The organism is Streptomyces sp. NPDC034103 (genome assembly GCF_055575395.1).
The window spans coordinates 203,800-227,528 of the sequence record NZ_JBVISS010000008.1 but is presented as its reverse complement, the minus strand read 5'-3'; the positions used below and the strand labels follow the sequence as shown (position 1 = coordinate 227,528).

Genomic DNA, 23,729 nt, shown 5'->3' with positions numbered 1-23,729 from the left:
GGACCCTCTTCTGTCGACGGAGGGCCAGGGCTGCTCCCTCAGCCCTCCTGGGCGCTCAACGTGCCGGTGCCCAGCCCGAGTTCCCGGGCCAGCGCCTCGTCCGCCCACTCCTGCGCGCGGGCCCGGGACACCGCTTTCGGGTACGAGGTCAGCTGCACGGCGAGACCGTCGAGGAACGCCGTCAGGCGCAGCGCCGAACCCTCGGGGTCGGGGCAGCGGAACTCGCCCGCGGCCACGCCCTCCCGGACGACCTCGGCGATCGCCGCCTTCCACTGTCGGTCGAGGTCCCGGGTGACCTCCTGGAGCGCGGGCTCGCGCAGCGCCGCCGCCCAGCCCTCGATCCACAGCCGCCAGCCCTTGGCGTGGCCGGTCGGGGCGTACCAGCGCACGGCCGAGCGCAGTCGACGCAGCGCCGTCGTCCGCCGGCCGAGCAGCTTGCGCAGGTGGGCGAGGTCGTCCGCGGCGGCGTGGGCGAACGCGGCGGCGACCAGCTTCTCCTTGGTGGAGAAGTGGTAGAGCACCAGGGCGTTGCTCACCCCCAGCGCCGCGGCCACGTCGGCGATCCTGACCGCCGCCACGCCCCGCGCCTCGATCTGCTCCACGGCGGCCCGCAGCAACTCCGCACGCCGCTCGGCCACGTCCAACCGCACTCTCGCCACCCGGTCACCCTATCCAGGCGGGGCCCGGGGAGACCGGGTTCCGCAGGAGCCCAGGCCGCCGGACGGCCGCCGTCACCGGTACCACCCGAACCGTTCCGCGATCACCGGCAGCCGGTCCTCGACGATCGCGTGCGCGGCGGCCCGAGGTGACGTGCCGTCGGCCTCCGCGCGGGCCAGCATCAGGTCGACCAGGGCCCGCATGGCGCGGCGGGTGTGCGCGAAGGCCTCGTCGGCGTCGGGGCCGATGTCGCCGAACAGGGTCCACCACCACCAGGCGTTCGTCCCGGAGTTCACGACCACGTCGGGCAGGACGGTGACACCGCGCGCGGCGAGCAGCGCCTCCGCGGCGGGCAGGACGGGCATGTTCGCGGCCTCCACGATCCAGCGGGCGGTGACCCGCCCCTGGTTCGCCGCGTCGATCGCGTACGACACGGCCGCGGGCACCAGCACCTCCGCGTCGGTGGACAGCCAGGCGTCGCCCGGCAGTTCACGGTCGCCGGGGCGCAGCGCGGCACGGTCCACGGTGCCGTACGCGTCCCGCGCGCGCAGCAGTGCCTCCACGTCCAGCCCGGCGGGGTTGGCGATCGTGCCCTTGATGTCGGCGACGGCCACGACGGTGAGCCCCGCGCGCGTGAGGAAGCGTGCCGTGGCCCCGCCCATCGTGCCCAGCCCCTGCACCGCGACCCGCGTGCCGGGGCACGGCACGCCCGCCCGGTCCAGGGCCGCGAGCACCGACTCGGCGACCCCGCAGCCGCCGACCAGTTCGTCCAGGCCGATGCCGTCCACCTCCACGGCGAACGCGTCCGCGAGCCGTCGCCGGGCCGCCGTCTCGTCGTCGAGCAGCGGATACACAGCCTGGATCGAGGAGACGAGCCCGGCCTCGGCCGCCGCCCGGTCCACCAGGTCCTGGGTGAGCCCGAGGTCCTCGCCCGTGGTCCACACGCCCTCGACGTACGGTCGCGTCGCGCGCAGGAAACGCACGAGGATCCCGTACGCCGCCGGGTCCCGCGGGTCGCAGTCGATGCCGCCCTTGGCGCCGCCCAGGGGGACGTAACGGCTCTCGGGGTCGTAGTGCAGCGCCTCCTTCATGGTCATGCCGCGGGCCAGTCCGGTGACCTCGTCCAGGGTGCAGCCCTCGCGCATGCGCAGCCCGCCGCTGGACACGCCCCGGACCAGCCGGTCGACGACCAGGAAGCCCTGGCGGCCGGTGACGTGGTCGGTCCAGGTGAGCGAGAGCAGGGGGGTGGTCATCGGAGGTCTCTCCTGAGCGAGGGGGCGAGGGGGTGAGGGGGCGAAACCGGGCGGCCGGGCGTATTACTGAACGGCGAGTCAGTATCAGGACGCCGTCGGGACGCTGTCAACGCGGGCCGAAACCGGTTGACGCGCGCGGAGCCGGCGCTGTTGGGTCCTCTTGGGGAAGGCACCGGTCGTCGGAGGGGGCGAGGACGTGGCGAACGTCGTCGAGTTGCTGTACTACCCGGTCAAGGGATGCGCCGGGATCTCGGCGAGCGAGGCGGTGGTGACACCGGCCGGGCCGGCCCACGACCGGGCCTTCATGGTGGTGAGCGAGGACGGGGTCTTCCGCACGCAGCGCCGGCACCCCCGGCTGGCGCTGATCCTGCCCGGCCTCGACGCCGCCGGCGAGCGGCTGACGCTGCGGGCGCCGGACCACGGCGAGGTGGCCGTCGACGTCGACACCACCGGGGCCCGCCGGCCGGTCGACCTCTTCGGCAAGCCGTACCGGGGCATCGACCAGGGCGACACCGCGGCCGGGTGGCTCTCCGAGGTGCTCGGCGTGCCGAGCAGACTGGTGCGGGTGCCGCCGGACCACGACCGGGTGACCGACGGCAGGACCCCGGGCACCGCGGGCTGGGCCGACAGCGGCGCCCTGCACGTGCTGTCGCGGTCCAGCCTCGACCTGCTCAACGAGAGGATCGCCGAGCGCGGCGGGGAACCCCTGCCGATGAACCGGTTTCGCCCGAACATCGTGGTCGGCGGCTGGGACGTCCCCCACACCGAGGACCGGGCCCGGCGCGTCCTGGTCGGCGACGCCGAGCTGGCCTACGCCAAGCTCGCCGTCCGCTGCGCCGTGACTCTGGTCGACCAGGAGCGCGGCGCCAAGGCCGGCCCGGAGCCCATCCGCACGCTCGCCGGATACCGGCGCGGCGCTGTCGGCACCGTGTTCGGTGTGAAGTTCTCCGTGCTGCGGCAGGGCAAGGTGGCGGTCGGCGACGAGGTCGACGTCAGGGAGTGGGGCGAGTCCGAGGCGCGGTTCACGGCGCCGTGACCGGGGCGACCCCGGTCTGTCGGAGGGGCCGACCATAATGGAACGCCTCACCGACTCCACCTGGAGGTACCGTGTCCGGTTTCCGTTCCCCGAGCTCCGGGCTCCGCGCGCTGCGGCCCGCGGCCTTCGGTGTGGATCCGAGCGGTGAGCGCCTCGCGCGCATCCGTAGATCGCCGAACTTCAAGGACGGGGTCTTCCAGAACCCCGGCGGCGTGGCCCGGACCCGGCCGTCCGGCTCGATGGTGGAGTTCGCCAAGGTCTTCCTCGACAAGGACGAGCGGCCCCGCCGGTCCCCCGGAGGCCGGATCCCGGTGCACCCGACCACCCTCGCCGACATCGCCCGGCCGCCCGCCACCGGGCTGCGGCTGACCTGGATGGGCCACTCCAGCGTGCTCGCCGAGATCGACGGGCAGCGGGTGCTCTTCGACCCGGTCTGGGGCGAGCGCTGCTCCCCGCTCCCCTTCGCCGGCCCCAAGCGGCTCCACCCGGTGCCGCTCCCGCTGGCCGCGCTCGGCCCGGTGGACGTGGTCGTCATCTCCCACGACCACTACGACCACCTGGACATGCCCACGATCAAGGCGCTGGCCGACACGGACACCCTGTTCGCGGTGCCGCTCGGCGTCGGAGCCCACCTCGAGCACTGGGGCGTCCCCGCCGACCGGCTGCGCGAGCTGGACTGGCACGAGGCCACCAAGGTCGGTGGCCTCACCCTCACCGCCACCCCGGCCCGCCACTTCTGCGGTCGCGGCCTGCGCAACACCCAGCACACCCTCTGGGCCTCCTGGGTCGTCGCCGGCGAGGAGCACCGGATCTACCACAGCGGTGACACCGGGTACTTCGAGGGCTTCAAGGACATCGGCGCCCAGCACGGCCCCTTCGACGCCACGATGATCCAGATCGGCGCGTACAGCGACTTCTGGCCCGACATCCACATGACCCCCGACGAGGGCATGCGCGCCCACCTCGACCTCCAGGGCGGGCCCGCGGCCGGTCCGCTGCTGCCGATCCACTGGGCCACCTTCAACCTGGCCACGCACGCGTGGGCGGACCCGGGGGAGGGCACGCTCGCGGCGGCCCGCAGGGAAGGGGCCCGGGTCGCCCTGCCCCGGCCCGGCGAGCCCTTCGAGCCCACCGCCGAGACCGTGCCCGGCGAGCCGTGGTGGCGCGGGGTCGCGGCCGCCCCGGCGGGCGGGTGGCCCGCGGACGGCGTGGTCGCCGCGATGGCACCGCCGACCGACACGGCCCGTGACCTTCCCGGTGCCGCCACCGCGGGCACCGGGGACCCCGAGACGGTGCCCGCGGGCTGAGCGCGAGCCTCGCAACGGCCGACGTCGAGGGCCGGGGAGCAGGACGCTCCCCGGCCCTCGCCGTTTGTTCGTGACCGCTTCTGACCAGGTTCGATCGGAGTCCGGCCCTTACGGAACAGGTAGTCGCGGGGCTTATCGGGCTGTCGTACGAAGCCTCATACCAGAGCGGGACGCTCTCCGTACGAGTTTGTCAACTGCCCGCCGCACGTGATGCCGTGCCGACTACTGTGAGTGTCCGTCGAGCGACGCAGCGCCGAATTCCCGGCGCTCTCGACCGACGCCGCGATGGCGCATGCCCTGAGGGAGCGCCACGAGGATCAGACCGGATCAGACCGGATCAGGGAGCGGGGTCTGGTACGTGCAGCCGCGAGCCGGAGGAGGGAGTCGACGCGATGGGGAGCCCCCCAGCTCGACCGCAACCGGGCACCGGGGGAAGCCGGTGACCGACGACCGCGTCGGAGCGCGCCCCACCAGGAGCGAGCGCACCCGGCAACCGGCGGGAGCGCGCCCCGGGCCCAGGGAGCCCGGCCGCGGACACCCGAGCCCGCCCGGCGACCCGGCCCGACGGACCACCAGTACGAGGACACCGATGTCTCAGCTCCGCGCACCGGCGCCCCGCGCAGACCGCCGCGAGGGTGGCCGGCACGGAAGGCCGACCGCCCGGCCCGCACCCGCGCTGCCCGAGACCCACATACGGCCACAACTGCTGCGACTGGCCGTCCTGCCCCCCATCGCGGTCGCCCTCAGCGCCTCGGCAGCCGTCCTGTTCACGGTCCGCTCCACCGGCGCACAGCCCGGACTCACCCTGTGGGGCGTGCTCGCGGGCGCCTTCTCCGTCACCCTCGCGGGCATTCTCATCGCCGCCGTGGCCGCCGACCGCGCCGCCGGGGCGGTCAGCGACCGCATCGGCGCGCTCCGGCGCACCAGCGCGCGCGACGAGGCCGACCTCAAGGCCCTCGTCGAGGCACTGCGACGCGGCGAGGGCCCACCCGCGCGCAAGCCGCGCGGCGGCCCTCCCGAGGACGCCGACGACTTCGACCTGCTCGCCGCCGACCTGACCCGCGCCCACGACGGCGCCGTCACCGCGGTGGTCCAGGCCGCCCAACTCTCCAGCCAGGCGGGCAGCGAACAGAAACTCGAGGTCTTCCTCAACCTCGCCCGGCGTCTGCAGTCGCTGGTCCACCGCGAGATCTCCATCCTCGACGAACTCGAGAACGAGATCGAGGACCCCGACCTCCTCAAGGGCCTCTTCCACGTCGACCACCTCGCCACCCGCATCCGGCGGCACGCCGAGAACCTCGCCGTGCTCGGCGGCGCCGTCTCCCGCCGGCAGTGGAGCAACCCCGTCTCCATGACCGAGGTGCTGCGCTCCGCCATCGCCGAGGTCGAGCAGTACTCCCGCGTCAAGCTCGTCCCGCCCATCGACGGCACCCTGCGCGGGCACGCCGTCGCCGACGTCATCCACCTGCTCGCCGAACTCGTCGAGAACGCCACGGTGTTCTCCGCCCCGCACACCCAAGTCCTGCTGCGCGCCAACCTCGTGACCTCCGGGCTCGCCGTCGAGGTCGAGGACCGCGGCCTCGGCATGCCGGTCGGCGAGCAGAACAAGATGAACGCCCTGCTCGCCGACCCCGACCAGGTCAACGTCGGCAGCCTGCTCGCGGACGGCCGGATCGGCCTGTTCGTGGTCTCGCAGCTCGCCCGGCGGCACGGCATCAACGTCCGGCTCCAGACCAACATCTACGGCGGTGTGCAGGCCGTACTCATCGTGCCGCAGGCCCTGTTGGGCGCGGACCAGGATGTGCCGGGTGCCGTCCCGCGGTCACCGTCGCCGCCGCAGACGGGCACGGGGGCACCGGCGGGTCCGGTGGGCGGGGCGGGGACCGCCGTACCACCGCAGCAGTACCCGTATGCCGGAGCCGGAGCTCAGCCCGGAGCCGGGGCCGTCGGTGACACCGGGCCGCAGCGCGTCGTACCGTTCACGCCTCGCCGCCCGGCACAGGCCCCGCGGGCCACGGCCCCGGAGCGCGGTGACGGTGGTCCGGTGCCGCTCCCCGTCCGCGGCACCCACCAGGAGCGGCCCAACCCGGCGGAGGCCGTTCCCGGCATCCGCCCCGACGACCGGCAGCACGTCGCCGAGACGACCGCCGCACCGCCGAGCCCGCGCACCGGCACCGTGCGCGGCACCATGGGCAAGCCCCAGCTGCCCCGCCGCCGCGCCCAGGAGCACATCGCGCCCCAGCTGCGCGACGGCCCGGCGGCACCCCGCCCCGAGAGCGAGCACCTCGTCGGTCACGACCCGGGTCTGATGGCGGCCTTCCAGCGCGGCATCGGCCTCGCCGAGGCGCGGCAGCACCTGGAAACGGAGCACACCGGGTCGGTCCCGTCGGTCGGCGGCGGCCACCCCCCGCACCTGGAGGCGACCCGCTTCGACACGGACCGGACGCCCTCCTCGTACCTCGACGCGACGTACCCCGCCCCGGAACCCCCGGATGGCACGCAGCCGGACGCCCCCCGCCGGGACGCGCCGGCCCACGACGTCCCCGCCATGGACCCGGCCCGTGCGGCCGAGGTGCGCGGCGCGCACGACGGCCTGTCCGCGGCCCAGCCCGAACACACCCCCACCCGGCACGACGGGAGCGCGACAGCCGGATGACGACCCCCCTTTCCACCCCACCCCCCAGCGCTCCCGCAGACCTTCGTACCTCAAGGAGTCGATCCCCCATGGCGAGCGAAGCGCCGACCGGCCAGGTATCCGATCTCGACTGGCTGATGAGCGGCCTCGTGCAGCGCGTACCGCACACCACCAGCGCCGTACTCCTCTCCTGCGACGGGCTCGTGAAGTCGGTCCACGGCCTCGACACCGACAGCGCCGACCACATGGCCGCCCTGGCGTCCGGCCTGTACTCGCTCGGCCGCAGCGCGGGGGTCCGGTTCGCCGACGGCGGAGACGTCCGCCAGGTCGTCGTCGAACTGGACTCGACCCTGCTGTTCGTGACCACCGCCGGCTCCGGTACCTGTCTCGCCGTGCTCGCCGGCCGCGAGGCGGACGCCGCCGTCCTCGGCTACGAGATGGCGATGCTGGTCAAGAGCGTGCGCCCCTACCTGGTGACCGCACCCCGGCAGCACGCAGGCGAACCGACGGCGATGAGGCGTTGAGCGTGGCGGCGGCCGGTGACGGGCCCTGGCTCGACGACGCGGCCGGACGCCTGGTGCGCCCCTTCACGGTCAGCAACGGCCGCACCCGGCCCACCATCGCGCTCGACCTGCTGTCGCAGGTGATGGTCACCGGAGCCACCCCCCTCGGCTATCTCGGCCTCGAACACACCCAGGTGCTCGACCTGTGCCGGGCGCCTGTCTCGGTGGCCGAGATCGCCGCCCATCTGAAGCTGCCGGCAGCCGTCACCAAGGTGCTGCTGTCCGACCTCGTCGACTGCGGGGCGCTCACCACCAAGCCCCCCGAGTTCACCCACAACCCGACTGACCGGGCCCTTCTGGAGGCAGTGCTCGATGGACTACGACGACAGCTCTGATCCCTTCCCCACCGCACTGAAGATCCTGGTGGCGGGCGGGTTCGGGGTAGGCAAGACGACCTTCGTGGGCGCGGTCAGCGAGATCGCCCCGCTCAGCACGGAGGAACTCCTCACCACGGTCAGCGCCGCGACCGACAACCTCGAAGGGATCGAGAACAAGGTCGAGACGACCGTGGCCATGGACTTCGGCCGCATCACCCTCGACCCGGAACACGTCCTCTACCTGTTCGGCACGCCCGGACAGCAGCGGTTCTGGTTCATGTGGGACGAACTGTCCGAGGGCGCGCTCGGCGCGGTCATCCTCGCCGACACCCGGCGGCTGGAGGACTGCTTCGCCGCCGTCGACTTCTTCGAACAGCGCGGCCTCGGATTCATCGTCGCGATCAACGAGTTCGACGGCTCGTACCGCTACGACCCGGAGGAGGTCCGGGCCGCCATCGACCTCTCCCCGGAGGTCCCCATCGTGCGCTGCGACGCCCGGATCTCCAGCTCGGGCGTGCAGACCCTGCTGACCCTCGTACGCCATCTCATCGCCCATGCCCCCGCACCCGCGCCGAGCCATGGCGCCCACATGTGATGTCCGCACCCACCGCCACGGAGCCGCACATGACCGACACCCGCAGCGACGGAACCCGCCGATGAGGTACGACCCGGCGCGCCCGGCCGGTCGGCTGCTGCTCACGCCCGAGGACAAGGAGGCGCCCGCGCGGGCCCGTCGGCTGCACGGGCTGGGGCTCGGCGTGCGTCCGGAGCCCGTGCTCGACGACTTCGCGGACCGGCTCGCCGCGCGGACCGGGGCGCCGTACGCCATGGTCAACTTCATCGACGAGAACCGGCAGTTCTTCGCCGGCCTGCACACCCCGGACGCCCGGCCGGTGGTGACGGGCGAGAAGACCAAGCCGGAGCTCGGCCGCCATCTGGAGCGCGACCACGGCTTCTGTCCGCATGTGGTGGTCCGGCGCAAGGCACTGGTCCTGGAGGATGTCTGCGACTATCCGCGGTTCGCCGGCAACCCCGTCGTCGACGAGTTCGGCATCCGTTCCTATCTGGGCGCACCGCTCGTCGACAGCACCGGCATGGTGCTGGGCACGGTGTGCGTCGTCGACGTGGAGCCGCGGCCGTGGGGGAGAGGGGGCCTGGAGACCATCAAGTCGTCGGCTGCGGAACTGACCGCCAGGCTGGAGCGGATGGCGGCGGACGGCCTCCCGCTCTGAGGCCCCGGCCGTTGGGGCCCCAGCCGTTCGGGGGGCCTCAGACCCCGCCCCGCCAGATGTTGTCGAACGCGGAGTTCTCTATCGCCCGTCGCTGCCGCACGCCCTCCAGTTCCATCACCGCGTCCCCGACGGCCGCCAGCACCGCCGTGACGGTGTCGTCGGTGAGGTCGTCCGGAGCCTCCGCCGGCTCCTCCTGGAGCCCGGCGGCGGTGGCCAGTGCGGCGAGGACGGGCTCGGCGGAGGCCCTGCGCTCCTCCGCGCGGGTCCGCTCCGGGGAGTCGAGCAGCACGGTCCATCCGGTGCGCACCGGGATACGGCGGCCCCGGGCCCGGGTCGCCAGACCCTGCGACTCCAGGGCGGCGGCGTAGGCCGCGGACAGCCCCTCGCCCCGGCGCCACAGCCAGTCCTCGACCGACTCGTACGGCTCCTGTCGTACGAGAGTGGCGGCGGCCTCGTCCAGCAGGGCGTCCCCGGTCCGCGGCGGCGCCCCGGGCACGATCCGGTCGGAGTCGACGGTGAGCGCACCGGCCTCCACGAGGTCCAACAGCTCGGCACCCGCGAGCGCGAGCGAGACGTCACCCTGCTCGACCGGGGTGTCGGGCGCCGCCGCCAGGGCGAGTACTGCGAGATCACGTGCGGTGTTCATGTGCGGCTCCCCGTCGGTCCGGTGCGTCCCTGCGCATACCAACGGGCATCCCCCGTCCGGTGTTCCCGCCACGTGCGGCGGGCGTGAAGCGGAGCTGCGGCGCGGGTTAAGAAAACCTCGATGGACCCGGGGCGGTGCCGTACGGCAGATTGCTACGCGATCCCACCCTCTTCCCGGACGCGGGCCGCTTCGGCGTGCACGCGCGCGGGACCGCACCCACAGGAGCCGTAGCGTTGAAGGCGCTGGTCAAGGAGAAGGCGCAGCCCGGGCTGTGGCTCGCGGACGTCCCCGAACCCGTCGTCGGACCCGGCGACGTACTGATCAAGGTGCTGCGCACCGGGATCTGCGGCACCGACCTGCACATCCGGTCCTGGGACGGATGGGCGCAACAGACGATCAGTACCCCGCTGGTGCTCGGCCACGAGTTCGTCGGCGAGGTCGTGGAGACCGGGCGGGACGTCGCGGACATCGCCGTCGGGGACCGGGTCAGCGGCGAGGGCCACCTGGTGTGCGGCAAGTGCCGCAACTGTCAGGCCGGACGCCGCCATCTGTGCCGGGCGACCGTCGGGCTCGGCGTCGGCCGGGACGGTGCCTTCGCCGAGTACGTAGCGCTGCCCGCCGGCAACGTCTGGGTGCACCGCGTCCCCGTCGACCTCGACGTCGCCGCGATCTTCGACCCGTTCGGCAACGCCGTGCACACCGCGCTGTCGTACCCGCTGGTCGGCGAGGACGTGCTGATCACGGGCGCCGGGCCGATCGGGCTGATGGCGGCCGCGGTGGCCAAGCACGCCGGTGCCCGCAACGTGGTGGTCACGGACGTGAGCGAGGAGCGGCTGGAGCTCGCCCGCAAGATCGGCGTCAGCCTCGCCCTGAACGTCGCCGCATCCACGATCGCCGACGGTCAGCGCTCCCTCGGTCTGCGCGAGGGCTTCGACATCGGCCTGGAGATGTCCGGCAACCCCGTCGCGATGCGCGACATGATCGCCAACATGACGCACGGCGGCCGGATCGCCATGCTCGGCCTGCCCGCCGAGGAGTTCCCGGTCGACTGGGCCCGGATCGTCACCTCGATGATCACCATCAAGGGCATCTACGGCCGTGAGATGTTCGAGACCTGGTACGCGATGTCGGTGCTCCTGGAGGGCGGCCTCGACCTCGCCCCCGTGATCACCGGCCGCTACGACTACCGCGACTTCGAGGCCGCGTTCGCGGACGCCGCGAGCGGTCGCGGCGGCAAGGTCATCCTCGACTGGTCCGCTTGATTCTTCGGCTCACTCGCCCTTACGTCCCTCTTTGGAGCCCGAGATGTTCGATACCGTCCGCAACGACCTGCGCGCCACCCTCGACGAGATCCGCGCCGCCGGTCTGCACAAGCCCGAGCGCGTCATCGGCACCCCGCAGTCGGCGACCGTCGCCGTCACCGCGGGTGGCCGACCCGGCGAGGTCCTGAACTTCTGCGCCAACAACTACCTGGGTCTCGCCGACCACCCCGAGGTCGTCGCCGCCGCCCACGAGGCCCTGGACCGCTGGGGCTACGGCATGGCGTCCGTGCGCTTCATCTGCGGTACGCAGGAGGTGCACAAGGAGCTGGAGGCGCGGCTCTCGGCGTTCCTCGGGCAGGAGGACACGATCCTGTACTCCTCCTGCTTCGACGCCAACGGCGGTGTCTTCGAGACCCTCCTCGGCCCCGAGGACGCGGTGATCTCCGACGCCCTCAACCACGCCTCGATCATCGACGGCATCCGCCTGTCCAAGGCCCGCCGCCTGCGCTACGCCAACCGTGACATGGCCGACCTCGAAGCCCAGCTGAAGGACGCCTCCGACGCGCGCCGCCGGCTGATCGTCACCGACGGCGTGTTCTCGATGGACGGTTACGTGGCGCCGCTGCGCGAGATCTGCGACCTCGCCGACCGCTACGACGCCATGGTCATGGTCGACGACTCGCACGCCGTCGGTTTCGTCGGTCCCGGCGGCCGCGGCACCCCCGAACTGCACGGGGTGATGGACCGGGTGGACCTGGTCACCGGCACCCTCGGCAAGGCGCTCGGCGGTGCGTCCGGCGGCTATGTGGCCGCCCGCGCGGAGATCGTCGCCCTGCTGCGCCAGCGCTCCCGCCCGTACCTGTTCTCCAACACCCTCGCCCCGGTGATCGCGGCGGCCTCCCTGAAGGTCCTCGACCTGCTGGAGTCCGCGGACGACCTGCGCGTCCGCCTCGCCGAGAACACCGCCCTGTTCCGCCGCCGGATGACCGAGGAGGGCTTCGACATCCTCGCGGGCGACCACGCCATCGCGCCCGTGATGATCGGCGACGCGGCGAAGGCGGGCAGGATGGCGGAGCTGCTGCTGGAGCGCGGCGTGTACGTCATCGGCTTCTCGTACCCCGTCGTGCCGCAGGGCCAGGCACGCATCCGCGTCCAGCTGTCGGCCGCGCACTCCACGGACGACGTCAACCAGGCCGTGGACGCCTTCGTCGCCGCGCGGACGGAGCTGGACGCGGAGGCTGCGGCGGGGTCGGCGGGCTGAGCCGGAGTACACGGGGGCATTTGAGACAATCGATCTCATGATCGAAGCGCGGCGGCTCCACATCCTGCGTGCGGTGGCCGACCACCGCACGGTGACGGCGGCTGCCGCCGCGCTGTACCTCACCCCCTCCGCGGTCTCCCAGCAGCTGACGGCCCTGGAGCAGGAGACGGGACATCGTCTGGTCGAGCGCGGCGCGAAGGGCGTACGGCTCACCGCGGCCGGCGAGATCCTGCTCAGCCACACCAACGCCGTGCTGGCCCAGCTGGAGCGCGCGGAGGCCGAGCTCGCCGCGTACGGCTCGGGGGAGGCGGGCACGGTCACCGTCGCCTCCTTCGCGACCGGCATCGCCCTCGTCGTCGCGCCCGCGGTGTCCCGCCTCGCCGACACCGCGCCCGGCATCCGTATCCGGGTCCAGGACGCGGAGGGCGACGCCAGTCTGCCGATGGTGCTGGACCGGCAGGTCGACGTGGCGGTGGCGGTGGAGTACCGCGGGGCGCCCCCGGCCGACGACCCGCGCCTGGCCCATGTCCCGCTGTACGCCGAGCCCTTCGACGCGGTCGTGCCCGTACGGCACCGGCTGGCCGAGGCGGAGGAGGTGCCGCTCGCGGAGCTGGCCAAGGACCCGTGGATCGGCCCCTACCCGGGCAACCCCTGCCATGACGTGGTGGTCCTGGCCTGCGAGAGCGCCGGCTTCCAGCCCCGGTTGGAGCACTCCTCGGACGACTTCCGCGCGGTCGTCGCCCTGGCCTCGGCCGACGCGGGCGTCGCGCTGGTCCCGCGGTCGGCTCTGATCGGCATGGACCTGGCCGGTGTGGTCGTACGCCCCGTCGACGGGACCGCCCCCACCCGCCGGGTGTTCGCGGCGGTACGGCGGGGCGCCGAGGAGCACCCGCTGATCCGCCCGGTCCTGGAGGCGCTCGCCGAGGTCGCCCGGGCGTAGGGGGCCGCCCACCAGGGCGGGCGCCGGAGGGCGCCGGTCCGCGTCCGGCCGGCTTTCGGAGGACGGGAGCAGGCGGAGTCACAGCGAAGGGTATCTCGAATCTGGGATAGCATCCCGAATATGAAACAGGATGTGGTCGACACCGGACCCGACCCCGTCGACACCCGGCTCGGTGCCCGCCTCGCCGAGCTGCGGGCCGAACGGGGCTGGTCGCTGGGCGAGTTGGCGGAACGCAGCGGGGTGAGCAGGTCGACGCTGTCGCGGGCCGAGCGCGCCGAGATCAGCCCGACCGCCTCCCTCCTGAACCGCCTGTGCGGGGTCTACGGCCGGACCATGTCCCAGCTGCTCAGCGAGGTCGAGGCCGAACCCGCGCTGCTGGTACGGGCCGCCGAGCAACCGGTCTGGGAGGACCGGGCCTCCGGATTCGTACGCCGGTCCGTGTCACCGCCGCACGCCGGGCTGCGCGGCGAACTCGTCGAGGGCCGGCTCACGGCGGGCGCCGACATCGCCTACGACCGGCCGCCCGTGCCCGGTCTGGAACAGCACATCTGGGTCCTGGAAGGGGCACTTGAGGTGAGCGCGCAGGACACCGCGCACCAGCTGGAGGCCGGGGACTGTCTGCGACTGCGGGTGTGGGGGCCGACGCGGTTCCGGTGCGCCGGGCCGGAGCCGGTGCGGTACGTGCTGGCGGTGGTGCTGCCGTGACCGCGACCCTGACGCGCGTGAGCGCGACCGGCGTACTGGACCGGCTCGACGCGCTGGCCGACCTCATGGTCGACACCGTGGACGGGGGCGCCTCGATCGGTTTCCTCGCCCCCCTCGACCACGCCGGGGCCACCGCCTGGTGGAAGGAGCGGGCCGCCGGAGTGGCCGCCGGGACGCTCGCGATCTGGGCGGCGCACGCCGGTGACCGGACGGTCGGTAGCGTCAGCCTGGCATTCCCCGACAAGCCCAACAGCCGCCACCGCGCCGAACTGGTGAAGCTCATGGTCCACCGGGACGCCCGTGGTCAGGGTCTCGGTCGCGCGCTCCTGAGAACTGCCGAGGAGTCCGCAGCCGAGGCCGGCGTCACCCTCCTCCACCTCGACACCGAGACCGGCAGTCCGGCCGAGCACCTCTACGCGACGGCCGGCTGGACCCGTGCCGGAGTGATCCCGGACTACGCCGCCGACCCGGCCGGGGTGCTACGGCCGACCACCCTCTACTACAAGCAGCTTGGGACGAGCCCTCCCACCAGGTGATTGTCAGTGCGAGCGGCTACGGTGCCTGCCATGCCGGATGCCGAAGACGTACGCCGTATCGCCCTGTCCCTGCCGGACACCACCGAGAAGATCGCCTGGAGCATGCCCACCTTCCGGGTCGCGGGCAAGATGTTCGCCACGCTGCCCGAGGAGGAGACCTCCCTCGCGGTGCGCTGCCCGAAGGAGGAGCGGGACGAACTGGTGCTGGCCGAGCCGGAGAAGTTCTGGATCGCCGAGCACGAGGCGCAGTTCGCGTGGGTCCGCGCCCGGCTCGCTGCGATCGAGGACGAGGACGAACTGCGGGACATCCTCGCCGACTCCTGGCGCCAGGCCGCCCCGCCCCGACTGCTGGAGTCCTACCCGGAGTTGGGGCGGCCGGAGGCGGGCTGAGCGGAGCGGGGCGGCTCATGAAGCGGCTCGTGCGGCGGCTCATTGAGCGGCTCATGAGGCGGCTCCCGGGGGCTGGGAAAATCGCTCGGGGGTGATCGGTGGCCCATGGCATGATCCGGGCCGTGAAGCCGTGAAGCTGTGAACCCGTGAAGCGGTGAGGGCCGGGGGAGCCGCGGGTGCATGGGCGGGAGGAGCGCCTCGGCTGTCGCGGGCGCGTGCGGGGCGGGCGCAGGGGCGAGAGGCCGGGGTGGGCCGGCACGTGGGACTCATGGGGGCCGGCGTCGGCCGGGGAGGGCGTGAGAGGTGAGCGGTTCGTGACCGGGACGTCGTCGCGCGCCGACCGCGTGGTCGGCCGTCCGGGCCGGGAGGCGGTGCCGTCCGCCGTGTGGTCGCGGGACTTCGCCCTGTTCTTCGCCGCCCGGGCGGTCGCCGGACTCGGCGACACCATGCTCCCCGTCGCCCTCGCCGCGGGCCTGCTCCAGCACGGCCACGGCGCCGGTGCGGTGGGTCTGGCGATGGCCGCCACGGCGTCGGCCTTCGCGGGGCTCGTCGTCTTCGGCGGTGTCTTCGCGGACCGTTTCGACACCCGCCGACTGATGATCGGCGCCGACCTGGTGCGCGTGGGCACCCAGGCCCTGGCCGCCGCGCTCTTCTTCTCCGGGCATGTGGTGCTCTGGCAGATCTGCGCCATCGGCTTCGCCAACGGCGTGGCCGGCGCCCTGTTCCAGCCCGGCGTCGCGAGCACCGTGCGCAGCCTCGCCACCGACGTCCAGGGCGCGAACGGCGCGATACGTGTCGCCGAGGCCGGTGCCCAACTCGCCGGCCCCGCCCTCGCCGGGGTGCTCGTCGCCTTCGCCTCGCCCGGCGGTGTCTTCGCGGCCCACGCCACGACCTACGCCGTGAGCGCCCTGTGCCTCCTGCTGCTCCGGCTGCCCGCACGCGTCCCGGACGAGCGCCCGGTGCCCCGGGCGAGCAGCACCTACCGGGCCGATCTGGCCGAGGGCTGGCGGGAGTTCAGATCCCGCACCTGGCTCTGGGGTGTCATCGCCATCTGGGGCCTGTACATGATCGCCGTCTCGGGCCCGACCGTGCCGCTGGTCGCGACCGAGGTGATCCGGGAGCACGGGCCGCGCGTCTACGGCCTGGTGAACTCCGCCCTCGGCGCCGGCACGGTGATCGGCGGGCTGCTCGCCCTGCGGCTGCGCCCCCGCCGGATGCTCCGCGCCGGAGCCGTCGCCCTGGTCGGCTTCGGCGCCTTCCCGGCCAGCGTCGGCGCCGGACTCGGCGTACCGGCGATGATGGCCGGGGCCGCGGTCGCCGGGGCGGGGATGGCGTTCTGGAGCGTGATGTGGTCGACCAGCGTCCAGACCCAGGTCCCGGCCGACGCCCTCAACCGCATCCACGCCTACGACGTGGCGGGCTCCCTGGCCCTCATGCCGGTCGGCCAGGCCCTCGCCGGCCCGTCCGCCACGGTGCTCGGCGCCGACCGCGTCCTCCTCGTCGCCGGCGCGACCAGCCTCGTGGTCTGTGCCTGCCTCCTCTCGGTGCCCGCGATACGCGACCTCGTACGCGCCGACGCCGGGCCCCGGACCGTCGGCCCCCGCGGGCCCCGGACCGCCGACCCGAGCGAGCCCCGGACCGTCGCCCCCGAATAAAGGTGTGCGCGACCACCGACCCGAGTGCGGTATTGTTTCCCTGCACGTTCGGCCGGGGGAAACCCCAGGTCAGACGGACACCGGGACGTGGCGCAGCTTGGTAGCGCACTTGACTGGGGGTCAAGGGGTCGCAGGTTCAAATCCTGTCGTCCCGACGGTGTCGAAGGGTCTTCGCAGGCGAGAGCCTGTGGGGGCCCTTTTTCGTGTGCCCCGAACGCTTCCGTTCGGTGAGGTGAGAGTCGCCGCGCGCGCCCGGTCGCCTCGTCGGTGACACGGAGATCACCGACGAGGCCGTCCCGCGGAGGATCAGGAGGGGAGCCTCACGGGCTGGGGGTCGTCACTGCTGGGCCTTGCGGCGGCGTACGACCAGGATCGCGCCGGCGCCCACGGCGACGGCCGCCGCGGCCGCGCCCGCGAGGGGCAGTGTGGCGGAGGAGCCGGTGCTCGCCAGGTCCCCGTCGACGGTGGCGCCGGAGGTGCCGGTCGTGGCGGAACCGCCGGTCGAGGAGGTCGTGGAGCCGCCGCCGGTGGAGCCACCGTCCGTCGAGCCGTCACCACCGGTCGTGGAGCCGCCCCCGCTCGTCGAGCCGCCGCCATCGGTGGAGCCGCCCCCGCCGGTCGAGCCGCCGCCCCCGGTGACGTCGATCAGGATGTCGGCGCTGTCGTTGTCCTTGTTCTCGTCGAACGGACGGGCCTCGGTACCCAGCCGCACGGAGCCCTTCGCGCCCGCCACGGCCTTGTCGATCCGCAGCTTGAAGGTGTGGGTCTCGGTCCTGCCCGCCTCGATCCAGTCCTGGGAGGTGCCGCACTGGTAGACGCGCGTCTCGAGCTTCTTGCAGGAGGCGTCGCCGACCACGGTCGTCCCGGCGGGCATCGTCACGCGGATCTTGGTGACCGGGTTGTCGCGCTTGGCCTGGACCCAGGCGGGGCCGGCGTTGGTGAAGTCCACCTTCAGGGGGACCGTGGCCCCGACCCTGCCCGTCACCTTCGACGCGCTCGCCCGGAAGTCGGCCGTGTTCACCGACGTCACCGGCACCGTGGCGGCGTCCCACTCCTCGTGCTCCGCGCTGCCGGCCGGGGCGGGCGTGGCGTCCGGCCGCTGGACCAGCTTCACCGCGGGCGCGGTCCCCGGCACGGGCTCGCCGTAGTTGTCGCCGCCGCCGGAGTCGTACGCGGTGACCGACACCCGGAGCTCGTCGTAGAGGGCGCTGTCGAGGACGTCGACGCCCTGCGTCTTCTCCGGCGCGTAGACGACACCGGGCTCCACGGTCTGGTCGAACTTGCAGACGACCGAGGTGGAACGCGGCTCCTCGTCCATCGAGGAGACCTCGTACACGAGGCAGTTGGAGGGGACGTCGGCGACGCCCAGCCCCTGGGTGACGTCGTACGACAGATAGACCTTGTCGAGCGCCTGGGCGCCGGTGTTCGTGAAGGTCGCCGGCACGTCGAAGCTGTCACCCGGCTTCAGGCCGTCCACCGGCGCGAACCCGCTCAGCACCAACCCGGGCGCCGGGTCGTCGGCGGCGACCGCGGGCGCCGCCCCCAGCGCGAGGAGCGCGACGGCGCCCAACGCGCCGGTGGCCCGGCGGAGCGTGCTGGAGGTGGGGGGAGCCTGGAACATGCAAGTACCTCTGTGTGAATCGACGATGGCGGTCGGTCGAACCGCTCGGGAACGCGGAGTTCCCGGACATGAGACGTGTGCGGTGGCCGAAGAGTTGTACGCCGCGATGATCTTTCGTCGGGTTTCACGCATGCCGGGTACGCCGGCAGGTCGCCGGGCTCGCCGCGGGGTCCTCGCCGAGCAGTGCGCCGCGCTCAGACCGCGCAGCCCAGGTGCGCCAGCGCCTGCTTGAGCAGCACTCCGTGCCCGCCCGGCATCTCGCTCTGCACCGCCTCCGACACTGCCTCCTGCGGGCTGAACCAGACCAGGTCGAGGGCGTCCTGACGGGGACGGCAGTCACCGCTCACCGGCACGACATAGGCCAGCGACACCGCGTGCTGACGGGGGTCGTGGTACGGCGTGATGCCCTGCGTCGGGAAGTACTCGGCCACCGTGAAGGGCTGCGGGGCGGCCGGGATGCGGGGCAGCGCCACCGGACCGAGGTCCTTCTCCAGGTTCCGCATGAGGGCGTCGCGGACGCGCTCGTGGTGCAGTACACGGCCGGAGACCAGTGTCCGGCTGACCGTCCCGTCGGGGCCGATCCGCAGCAGCAGACCCACGCTGGTGACTTCGCCGCAGTCGTCGACCCGCACGGGCACGGCCTCGACGTACAGGATCGGCATCCGGGCCCGCGCCTGCTCCAGGTCGTCGGTCGTCAGCCAGCCGGGCGTGGTTTCGGTCATGTCAGACATTGCTTGATCATACTTTCAGGAGGGGCCGGGAAGGCGGTAGACCCGGCGCGCATTGTGTGCTCCTGCCCACTCGGCGAGCCGCAGGGCGTCGGACAGGCTCAGCTCGTCGGCGTCCACCCGGTCCTGGAGCAGCTCGCCCAGACCCCGGCGGAACGACAGCGCGCCGAGCGCGTAGAACTCCGCCAGACCGTACGCGTCGGAGCTGTACAGCAGTTTGCTGAACGGTGTGATCTCCAGCGCCTCCTCCAGCACCGCGCGCGCCCGCGCCGGGCCGACGTGGTGCAGGGTGAGGCCGACGTCCAGGTACACCTGCTCGAAGACCGCCGCCAGGTAGCCGGCCTGCCGCTGGTACGGCCAGCAGTGCAGCAGCATGACCGGGACGGTGCCGGCGGTCAGGTGCTGCCAGTCCGTGAGGTGCGTGGGGTCCACCCGGTGCAGCCGGATGTCGTTGTCGCCGAAGCCCGTGTGCAACTGGAGCGGCAGGCCGAGGTCGACCGCCGTCCACAGCAGATGACGGACCAGGACGGGGTCCTGAAGCCGTCCCACCGCCGCCACCCGGTCCCGCGCCGCCCGCTCGACCTCCGCCGCCGACGGACGGGCCGGGTCCAGGTCGAAGCCGGTGCGGTAGGCGGCCACGGACTTCACCCCGACGACCCCGGGCCGCCGCACCGCCGCGTGCGCCGCCGAACGGAACGCCTCTGCGTACGCGTCCGGCTCCACCCCCTCGGCCACCAGCGCCTCCTCCACGCTCTCCAGCCGGACGACCTCGTGCACGTCGTCAGCGGCCAGCTCGGCCGGACCGAAGCCGGTGTCGAGGCAGTACGTGCCGGTGCCCGCGGCGGCCAGGAAGCGCCGGTTGACCTCCCCGGGGCCCAACTCCGCGCGGCGCGCCAGTACACCTCCGCCGGGGCGTGCCGGTCCAGGTCGAGCAGGGGCGCGCAGTGGCGCCGTACGGCGACGCCGACCGGGGTGTCGAACGTGGAGACGCCCGGCCACCGGTCGCCCTCGGTCAGCAGCGACTCGAAGCCTGGCCGGTCCAGGGTGTCGGTCACCACACCGTGGCAGTGGTGGTCGACCAGGCTCAGGGCGGCCAGTGCCTCGTGGACCGCGCCCATGTCAGTACCTCCAGCGGTACGCCGCCGCGACCCGCTCGTCGTCCAGCCCGGCCACCGCCGCGATCTCACCCTCCCGTACGGCGATCACGGCGTCGGCGAGGACCGGGCCGAGGGCGTCGCGCAGCGTGGTGTCCGCGCGGAACTCCGCGACCGCCTCGGCAAGCGACGTGGGCAGTCGGCGTACGCCCCTGGGCCTCGCCTCCTCGGCCGGCAGCCGGGCCGGGTCGCCGGTGATCTCCTCCGGCAGCGGGGTGCCCGACGTGACACCGTCGAGGCCCGCCGCGATCACGCCCGCCAGCGCCAGATACGGGTTGGCGGCCAGGTCGACGGGCTTGACCTCCAGGTTGGCCGCCTGATCGCGCAGGCCCAGGGTGCCGGTGACGATCCGCACCGCCGCCTCGCGGGTCTCGCGGCCCCAGGCGGTGAACACCCCGGCCCACTGGGAGGGCCGGAGCCGCAGATAGCTCGCCGGGCTCGGGGCCGTCACCGCCGTGAGGGCCGGGAGGTGGGCGAGCACACCGGCCGCGAACGACTCCGCCTCGGCGGTCATGCCGTAGCGGCGATCGCCGCCCGAGTGGAGGTTGGTGCCGTCCCGCCAGGCGGACAGGTGGAGATGGCCGCCGTTGCCGACGCCCTCGGCGAGGACGGCCGGGGCGAACGACACCACGAACCCGTGCCGTTGGGCCACCGCGCGGATCGTCTGGCGCACCAGCACGCTCCGGTCGGCCGCCGCCACCGGGTCCAGCGCGCCCACCGACACCTCGAACTGCCCCGCCGCGTACTCGGGATGGAGCTGGTCGACGTCAACGCCCTGTGCGGCGAGGGCGGCGAGGAGGTCGGCCATGCAGTCGCCGAGCTCGATCTGACGGATCGCACCGTATGCGGGCCCGGACACGGCCGGGACGAACTCCCCGTCCGCCCTTGGCCCTTGACCGACCGCCCACTCGATCTCGACGGCCGCCTTGAACGTGATGCCGTGCCGCTGTTCCGCGTCCGCGACGATCCGGCGCAGCAGGGTGCGGGTGCAGCCCGGGTGCCGCTCGCCCTCCTGGGTGACGCGGTCGACGGGGGCCCAGGCCCAGCCCGGCTGCCCGGCCAGTACCACGAGCCGGCCGAGATCGGGGAAGAGGCGCAGGTCGCCGTCGGGGGAGCCGAGGACGTCCGTGGTGACGATGGAGTCGTTCGCCAGGAAGGTGTCGAACACCGGCAACATGCCCACGCCCCAGGCCGCGGCCGAGGCGAGCCTCGCCGTGGGGATCGTCTTCACCCGGCAGACGCCCGCCGTGTCGACGTACGACAGCACGACACCGTGCACGCCCTGGCCGGCCAGCTCGCCGCTCAGGGCGGTGGCACGGTCGACGTCACCGGGACGCCCACCGGGCACCGGGTCGGTGGGATCGGCAAGGCGGGTCATTCCTCCTCGACGGGCTGGGCCTCGGCGTCAGGGTTTCACGGCCACCGCGCCGAACTGCGGTACCGCGCCCGGGGAGCCGGAGTCGGGGCGCCACTGCGAGCAGGACACCAGGCCCGGCTCCACGAGGTCCAGTCCGTCGAAGAACGCGGCGATCTCCGTGCCGCTGCGCGCGGTGATCGGCGGGGTGGCGTTCTCGTTCCAGAACTTCATGGCCGGGATCTGGCCCGCGCCGCCGAGGGCGTCGTCGAAGGTGGGATGGGTCAGCACCAGGAAGCTGCCGGAGGGGAGCCGGGTCAGCACCTGGCGGACGATGCCGCGCGCCGCGTCGTGGTCGAGCACGAAGTTGAGGATGCCGAGCATCATCACCGCGACGGGCCGGGTGAAGTCCAGGGTGCGCGCGGCGCGTTCGAGGATCGCGTCGGGGTCGTGCACGTCGGCGTCGATGTAGTCCGTGACGCCCCCGGCGGTGCTGGTGAGCAGGGTGCGGGCATGGGCGAGGACGATCGGGTCGTTGTCCACGTAGACCACGCGGGCGTCCGGGGCGACCCGTTGGGCGATCTCGTGGGTGTTGTCGACCGTCGGCAGGCCGGTGCCGATGTCCAGGAACTGCCGCACCCCGCGCTCGGCGGCCAGGTACCGCACGGCCCGGCCGAGGAAGTCGCGGTCGGCGCGGGCGATCGCCCGGATGATCGGGAACATCCCGGCGACCTGCTCGCCGACCTGCTGGTCTATCTCGTAGTTGTCCTTGCCGCCGACCCAGTAGTTCCACACGCGCGCGTTGTGCGCGACGCTCGTGTCCAGCTTCGGCGTCCCACCCGACGGGGTGTCGCTCACGTGTCGTCCTCTCCTCGCCCCGACGGCCGCGGCGCCGCGGGCCGTCGCCGTCATTGTGCCGCCGGATGATCAAGCTGTCCCGGGAATCAGCCCAACTGGGGCGTGGAGAAGGGGAGATGGCCGGAACCGGGCTCAGCTCAGCGCGTCCTTCAGGCGCTTGGTGCCGGCGCGCACGGCGTCCGCCACCGAGTCGCCCTCGTCGCCGTCGAGACCGCCGGCCGTCACCGTGATCGCGTCCGCGCCGACCCGGACGGCGGCGACGTCCAGCGTGAGGGTGACCGGGTTGCCGCCGGACGTGCCCTGGACCGTCACCCGCACACCCTCACGGGCGTCGCCCTCCTCGGGCAGCGAGGTCTCGGTGACCTGGACCGTGCGCCGGTCGCCGGCGGAGTCCGTCGCGGTGAACCGGTCGCAGGTGACCGGCAGGGACTTCAGCCAGGCCAGCGAGGTGTCCAGGCCCGCCCGTCGGTAGGCGCCCACCTGGTACAGCAGCCGGGAGTCCGCCTCCTGGAAGCCGGTCAGCGCGGAGGCGCCGGACGGCTTGCCCAGCAACTCGTCGCTGTAGAGGCCGTCCAGGAGCCGTTGGCAGTCGGCGGCCTCCGCCTTCGCGGTGAGGAAGTCGGCCACGTCCACCTTCCCGACGAGCAGGCTGTCCCGCCAGGTCCCGGCGTCCTTCACCCGCGTCCAGTCGTCCTCGAGGTCCGCCTCGGTGATCAGCGCCCGCCGCGCCCCCGCCTCGGTGAGGCGGTCCACGGGAGTGGGGGATCCGGCGGCGACCGGGGAGGCGCCGATGGCCGAGGTGTCGGACCCCTTGTCGTCGTCCGAGCAGGCCGCACAGGTCAGCAGCACGGTCGCGGTCAGGGCCGGGGCGAGGACGCGGGCGGTGCGGGACGGACGACGGCTCATGGCGACTGCCTCCTGGGGGCGTGGGTGTGCCCTCAGCGCAGCACCGGCTCGTGCGGTCCACCAGTTCATCCGGACCGTTCGGGTGAGCCGTGGGGGAGGCGCGGGTGGTGCTCCCGGCGGGCGGACGACGGCGCAGGGCACCTCGAACGACCCGTCCGGCATGCCCGATCGCGGCGGGGCGCCGACACTGGCCCCAGGCCGGACCCGCACCGAAGGAGTCGTCATGCTGCCCGGATTCCTCACCAGGGCTGTCGACTTGCTGCTCGGGCGGGAGGGGCGCTCGCTCCATCTGAAGGCGGCGGGCGGTGCCACGGCCGTGCTGGGAGCGGTGATGGCCGTCGGCTCGTGGGCCGCGGTGGCCGCCGAGGGCGGGGCGAGGGGCGCCAACCTCACGTCGTACCCGAAGGCGTTGTGGTGGTCGATCGAGACGGCGACGACCGTCGGGTACGGCGACTTCTACCCGGTGACGCCCTGGGGCCGGGTCGTCGGCGCCGTGGTGATGGTCGTCGGCATCACCACGTACGGCATGGTCACCGCGGCCCTGGCCACCTGGTTCGTCGGCCGGGAGCACGAGCGCCGGCACCGGCTCGCCCAGGACACGGTCCGGGCCCTGCACGAACGCTTCGACCGGCTGGAGGAGTTGGTGACGGGCAAGGGCGGACCGCGCTGAACGCTACCGGCGAGTACCCCGCCGCTCGACGCGCCCGAGGCCT

At 73.4% G+C, this 23,729-nt stretch carries 23 protein-coding genes, 1 tRNA gene and 1 pseudogene; 16 read left to right on the top strand and 9 right to left on the bottom strand.

Annotated features, from left to right (window positions below; translation table 11 throughout):
* Nucleotides 1-38: 38 nt before the first annotated feature.
* Complete coding sequence (locus tag ACZ56U_RS19535) at nt 39-659, bottom strand: TetR/AcrR family transcriptional regulator (protein WP_469085239.1); 621 nt, start codon at nt 657-659, stop codon at nt 39-41.
* Between the two features lie 72 nt (nt 660-731).
* Nucleotides 732-1,910, bottom strand: coding sequence for a Glu/Leu/Phe/Val dehydrogenase dimerization domain-containing protein (locus ACZ56U_RS19530; protein WP_469085238.1), 1,179 nt, complete (start codon nt 1,908-1,910; stop codon nt 732-734).
* Between the two features lie 196 nt (nt 1,911-2,106).
* Between ACZ56U_RS19530 and ACZ56U_RS19525 the strand changes: the two genes are divergently transcribed.
* The 7 genes from ACZ56U_RS19525 to ACZ56U_RS19495 all read left to right on the top strand — a co-directional run bounded on the left by ACZ56U_RS19525 (nt 2,107) and on the right by ACZ56U_RS19495 (nt 9,000).
* The gene (locus tag ACZ56U_RS19525; RefSeq protein WP_469085237.1) at nt 2,107-2,946 is read left to right on the top strand and encodes an MOSC domain-containing protein; all 840 of its coding nucleotides are present in this window, start codon (nt 2,107-2,109) and stop codon (nt 2,944-2,946) included.
* Nucleotides 2,947-3,017: 71 nt separating this feature from the next.
* Nucleotides 3,018-4,253, top strand: coding sequence for an MBL fold metallo-hydrolase (locus tag ACZ56U_RS19520; protein WP_469085236.1), 1,236 nt, complete (start codon nt 3,018-3,020; stop codon nt 4,251-4,253).
* Nucleotides 4,254-4,842: 589 nt separating this feature from the next.
* Nucleotides 4,843-6,909 (top strand): sensor histidine kinase, encoded by a 2,067-nt coding sequence (locus ACZ56U_RS19515; RefSeq protein ID WP_469085235.1) that lies wholly within the window; start codon nt 4,843-4,845, stop codon nt 6,907-6,909.
* A gap of 68 nt (nt 6,910-6,977) precedes the next feature.
* Complete coding sequence (locus tag ACZ56U_RS19510) at nt 6,978-7,412, top strand: roadblock/LC7 domain-containing protein (RefSeq protein WP_469085234.1); 435 nt, start codon at nt 6,978-6,980, stop codon at nt 7,410-7,412.
* A gap of 2 nt (nt 7,413-7,414) precedes the next feature.
* Nucleotides 7,415-7,786: a DUF742 domain-containing protein gene (locus ACZ56U_RS19505; RefSeq protein ID WP_398835358.1), complete on the top strand. Its 372-nt coding sequence runs from the start codon at nt 7,415-7,417 to the stop codon at nt 7,784-7,786.
* On the top strand, nt 7,764-8,363 hold the full coding sequence (locus tag ACZ56U_RS19500) for a GTP-binding protein (protein WP_469085233.1): 600 nt from the start codon (nt 7,764-7,766) through the stop codon (nt 8,361-8,363). The genes ACZ56U_RS19505 and ACZ56U_RS19500 overlap by 23 nt, the downstream gene beginning before the upstream one ends.
* Nucleotides 8,364-8,424: 61 nt before the next feature.
* Nucleotides 8,425-9,000, top strand: a complete 576-nt coding sequence (locus ACZ56U_RS19495; protein WP_469085232.1) for a GAF domain-containing protein — start codon at nt 8,425-8,427, stop codon at nt 8,998-9,000.
* Between the two features lie 37 nt (nt 9,001-9,037).
* Here the strand turns inward: ACZ56U_RS19495 and ACZ56U_RS19490 are convergent, their stop codons facing one another.
* Nucleotides 9,038-9,646 (bottom strand): GOLPH3/VPS74 family protein, encoded by a 609-nt coding sequence (locus tag ACZ56U_RS19490; RefSeq protein WP_469085231.1) that lies wholly within the window; start codon nt 9,644-9,646, stop codon nt 9,038-9,040.
* 233 nt (nt 9,647-9,879) lie between these two features.
* Between ACZ56U_RS19490 and tdh the strand changes: the two genes are divergently transcribed.
* The 8 genes from tdh (at nt 9,880) to ACZ56U_RS19450 (ending at nt 16,550) form a co-directional block, all read left to right on the top strand.
* Nucleotides 9,880-10,908, top strand: a complete 1,029-nt coding sequence (gene tdh / locus ACZ56U_RS19485; RefSeq protein ID WP_469085448.1) for an L-threonine 3-dehydrogenase — start codon at nt 9,880-9,882, stop codon at nt 10,906-10,908.
* A gap of 43 nt (nt 10,909-10,951) precedes the next feature.
* Entirely contained in the window at nt 10,952-12,169 is a 1,218-nt protein-coding gene (locus ACZ56U_RS19480) for a glycine C-acetyltransferase (protein WP_469085230.1), read from the top strand.
* Nucleotides 12,170-12,206: 37 nt separating this feature from the next.
* Nucleotides 12,207-13,109 (top strand): LysR family transcriptional regulator, encoded by a 903-nt coding sequence (locus ACZ56U_RS19475; RefSeq protein ID WP_469085229.1) that lies wholly within the window; start codon nt 12,207-12,209, stop codon nt 13,107-13,109.
* A gap of 120 nt (nt 13,110-13,229) precedes the next feature.
* Nucleotides 13,230-13,814: a helix-turn-helix domain-containing protein gene (locus ACZ56U_RS19470; RefSeq protein WP_469085228.1), complete on the top strand. Its 585-nt coding sequence runs from the start codon at nt 13,230-13,232 to the stop codon at nt 13,812-13,814.
* Nucleotides 13,815-13,879: 65 nt separating this feature from the next.
* Nucleotides 13,880-14,350 carry a GNAT family N-acetyltransferase gene (locus ACZ56U_RS19465; protein WP_469085447.1) on the top strand — a complete coding sequence of 157 codons (471 nt, stop codon included), beginning with the start codon at nt 13,880-13,882 and terminating at the stop codon, nt 14,348-14,350.
* Between the two features lie 30 nt (nt 14,351-14,380).
* Nucleotides 14,381-14,740, top strand: a complete 360-nt coding sequence (locus ACZ56U_RS19460; RefSeq protein ID WP_469085227.1) for an MmcQ/YjbR family DNA-binding protein — start codon at nt 14,381-14,383, stop codon at nt 14,738-14,740.
* Between the two features lie 314 nt (nt 14,741-15,054).
* The gene (locus ACZ56U_RS19455; protein WP_469085226.1) at nt 15,055-16,395 is read left to right on the top strand and encodes an MFS transporter; all 1,341 of its coding nucleotides are present in this window, start codon (nt 15,055-15,057) and stop codon (nt 16,393-16,395) included.
* An 81-nt stretch (nt 16,396-16,476) separates the two neighbouring features.
* A tRNA-Pro gene (locus tag ACZ56U_RS19450) sits at nt 16,477-16,550 on the top strand.
* Between the two features lie 182 nt (nt 16,551-16,732).
* On the opposite strand, the gene ACZ56U_RS19445 is transcribed toward ACZ56U_RS19450, so the two are convergent.
* The 6 genes and pseudogenes from ACZ56U_RS19445 to ACZ56U_RS19420 form a co-directional block, all read right to left on the bottom strand.
* The gene (locus tag ACZ56U_RS19445) at nt 16,733-18,016 is read right to left on the bottom strand and encodes a hypothetical protein (protein ID WP_469085225.1); all 1,284 of its coding nucleotides are present in this window, start codon (nt 18,014-18,016) and stop codon (nt 16,733-16,735) included.
* Nucleotides 18,017-18,210: 194 nt separating this feature from the next.
* Nucleotides 18,211-18,747, bottom strand: a complete 537-nt coding sequence (locus tag ACZ56U_RS19440) for an NUDIX hydrolase family protein (RefSeq protein ID WP_391235113.1) — start codon at nt 18,745-18,747, stop codon at nt 18,211-18,213.
* Nucleotides 18,748-18,762: 15 nt separating this feature from the next.
* Nucleotides 18,763-19,862: pseudogene (locus tag ACZ56U_RS19435) on the bottom strand (amidohydrolase family protein).
* Nucleotide 19,863: 1 nt separating this feature from the next.
* On the bottom strand, nt 19,864-21,276 hold the full coding sequence (locus tag ACZ56U_RS19430) for a glutamine synthetase family protein (RefSeq protein ID WP_469085224.1): 1,413 nt from the start codon (nt 21,274-21,276) through the stop codon (nt 19,864-19,866).
* A 27-nt stretch (nt 21,277-21,303) separates the two neighbouring features.
* Nucleotides 21,304-22,164: an SAM-dependent methyltransferase gene (locus ACZ56U_RS19425; protein ID WP_469085223.1), complete on the bottom strand. Its 861-nt coding sequence runs from the start codon at nt 22,162-22,164 to the stop codon at nt 21,304-21,306.
* Between the two features lie 78 nt (nt 22,165-22,242).
* Nucleotides 22,243-23,016 (bottom strand): hypothetical protein, encoded by a 774-nt coding sequence (locus ACZ56U_RS19420; protein WP_469085222.1) that lies wholly within the window; start codon nt 23,014-23,016, stop codon nt 22,243-22,245.
* A gap of 223 nt (nt 23,017-23,239) precedes the next feature.
* On the opposite strand from ACZ56U_RS19420, the gene ACZ56U_RS19415 reads away from it, so the two are divergent.
* On the top strand, nt 23,240-23,686 hold the full coding sequence (locus tag ACZ56U_RS19415; RefSeq protein ID WP_469085221.1) for a potassium channel family protein: 447 nt from the start codon (nt 23,240-23,242) through the stop codon (nt 23,684-23,686).
* Nucleotides 23,687-23,729: the final 43 nt, after the last annotated feature.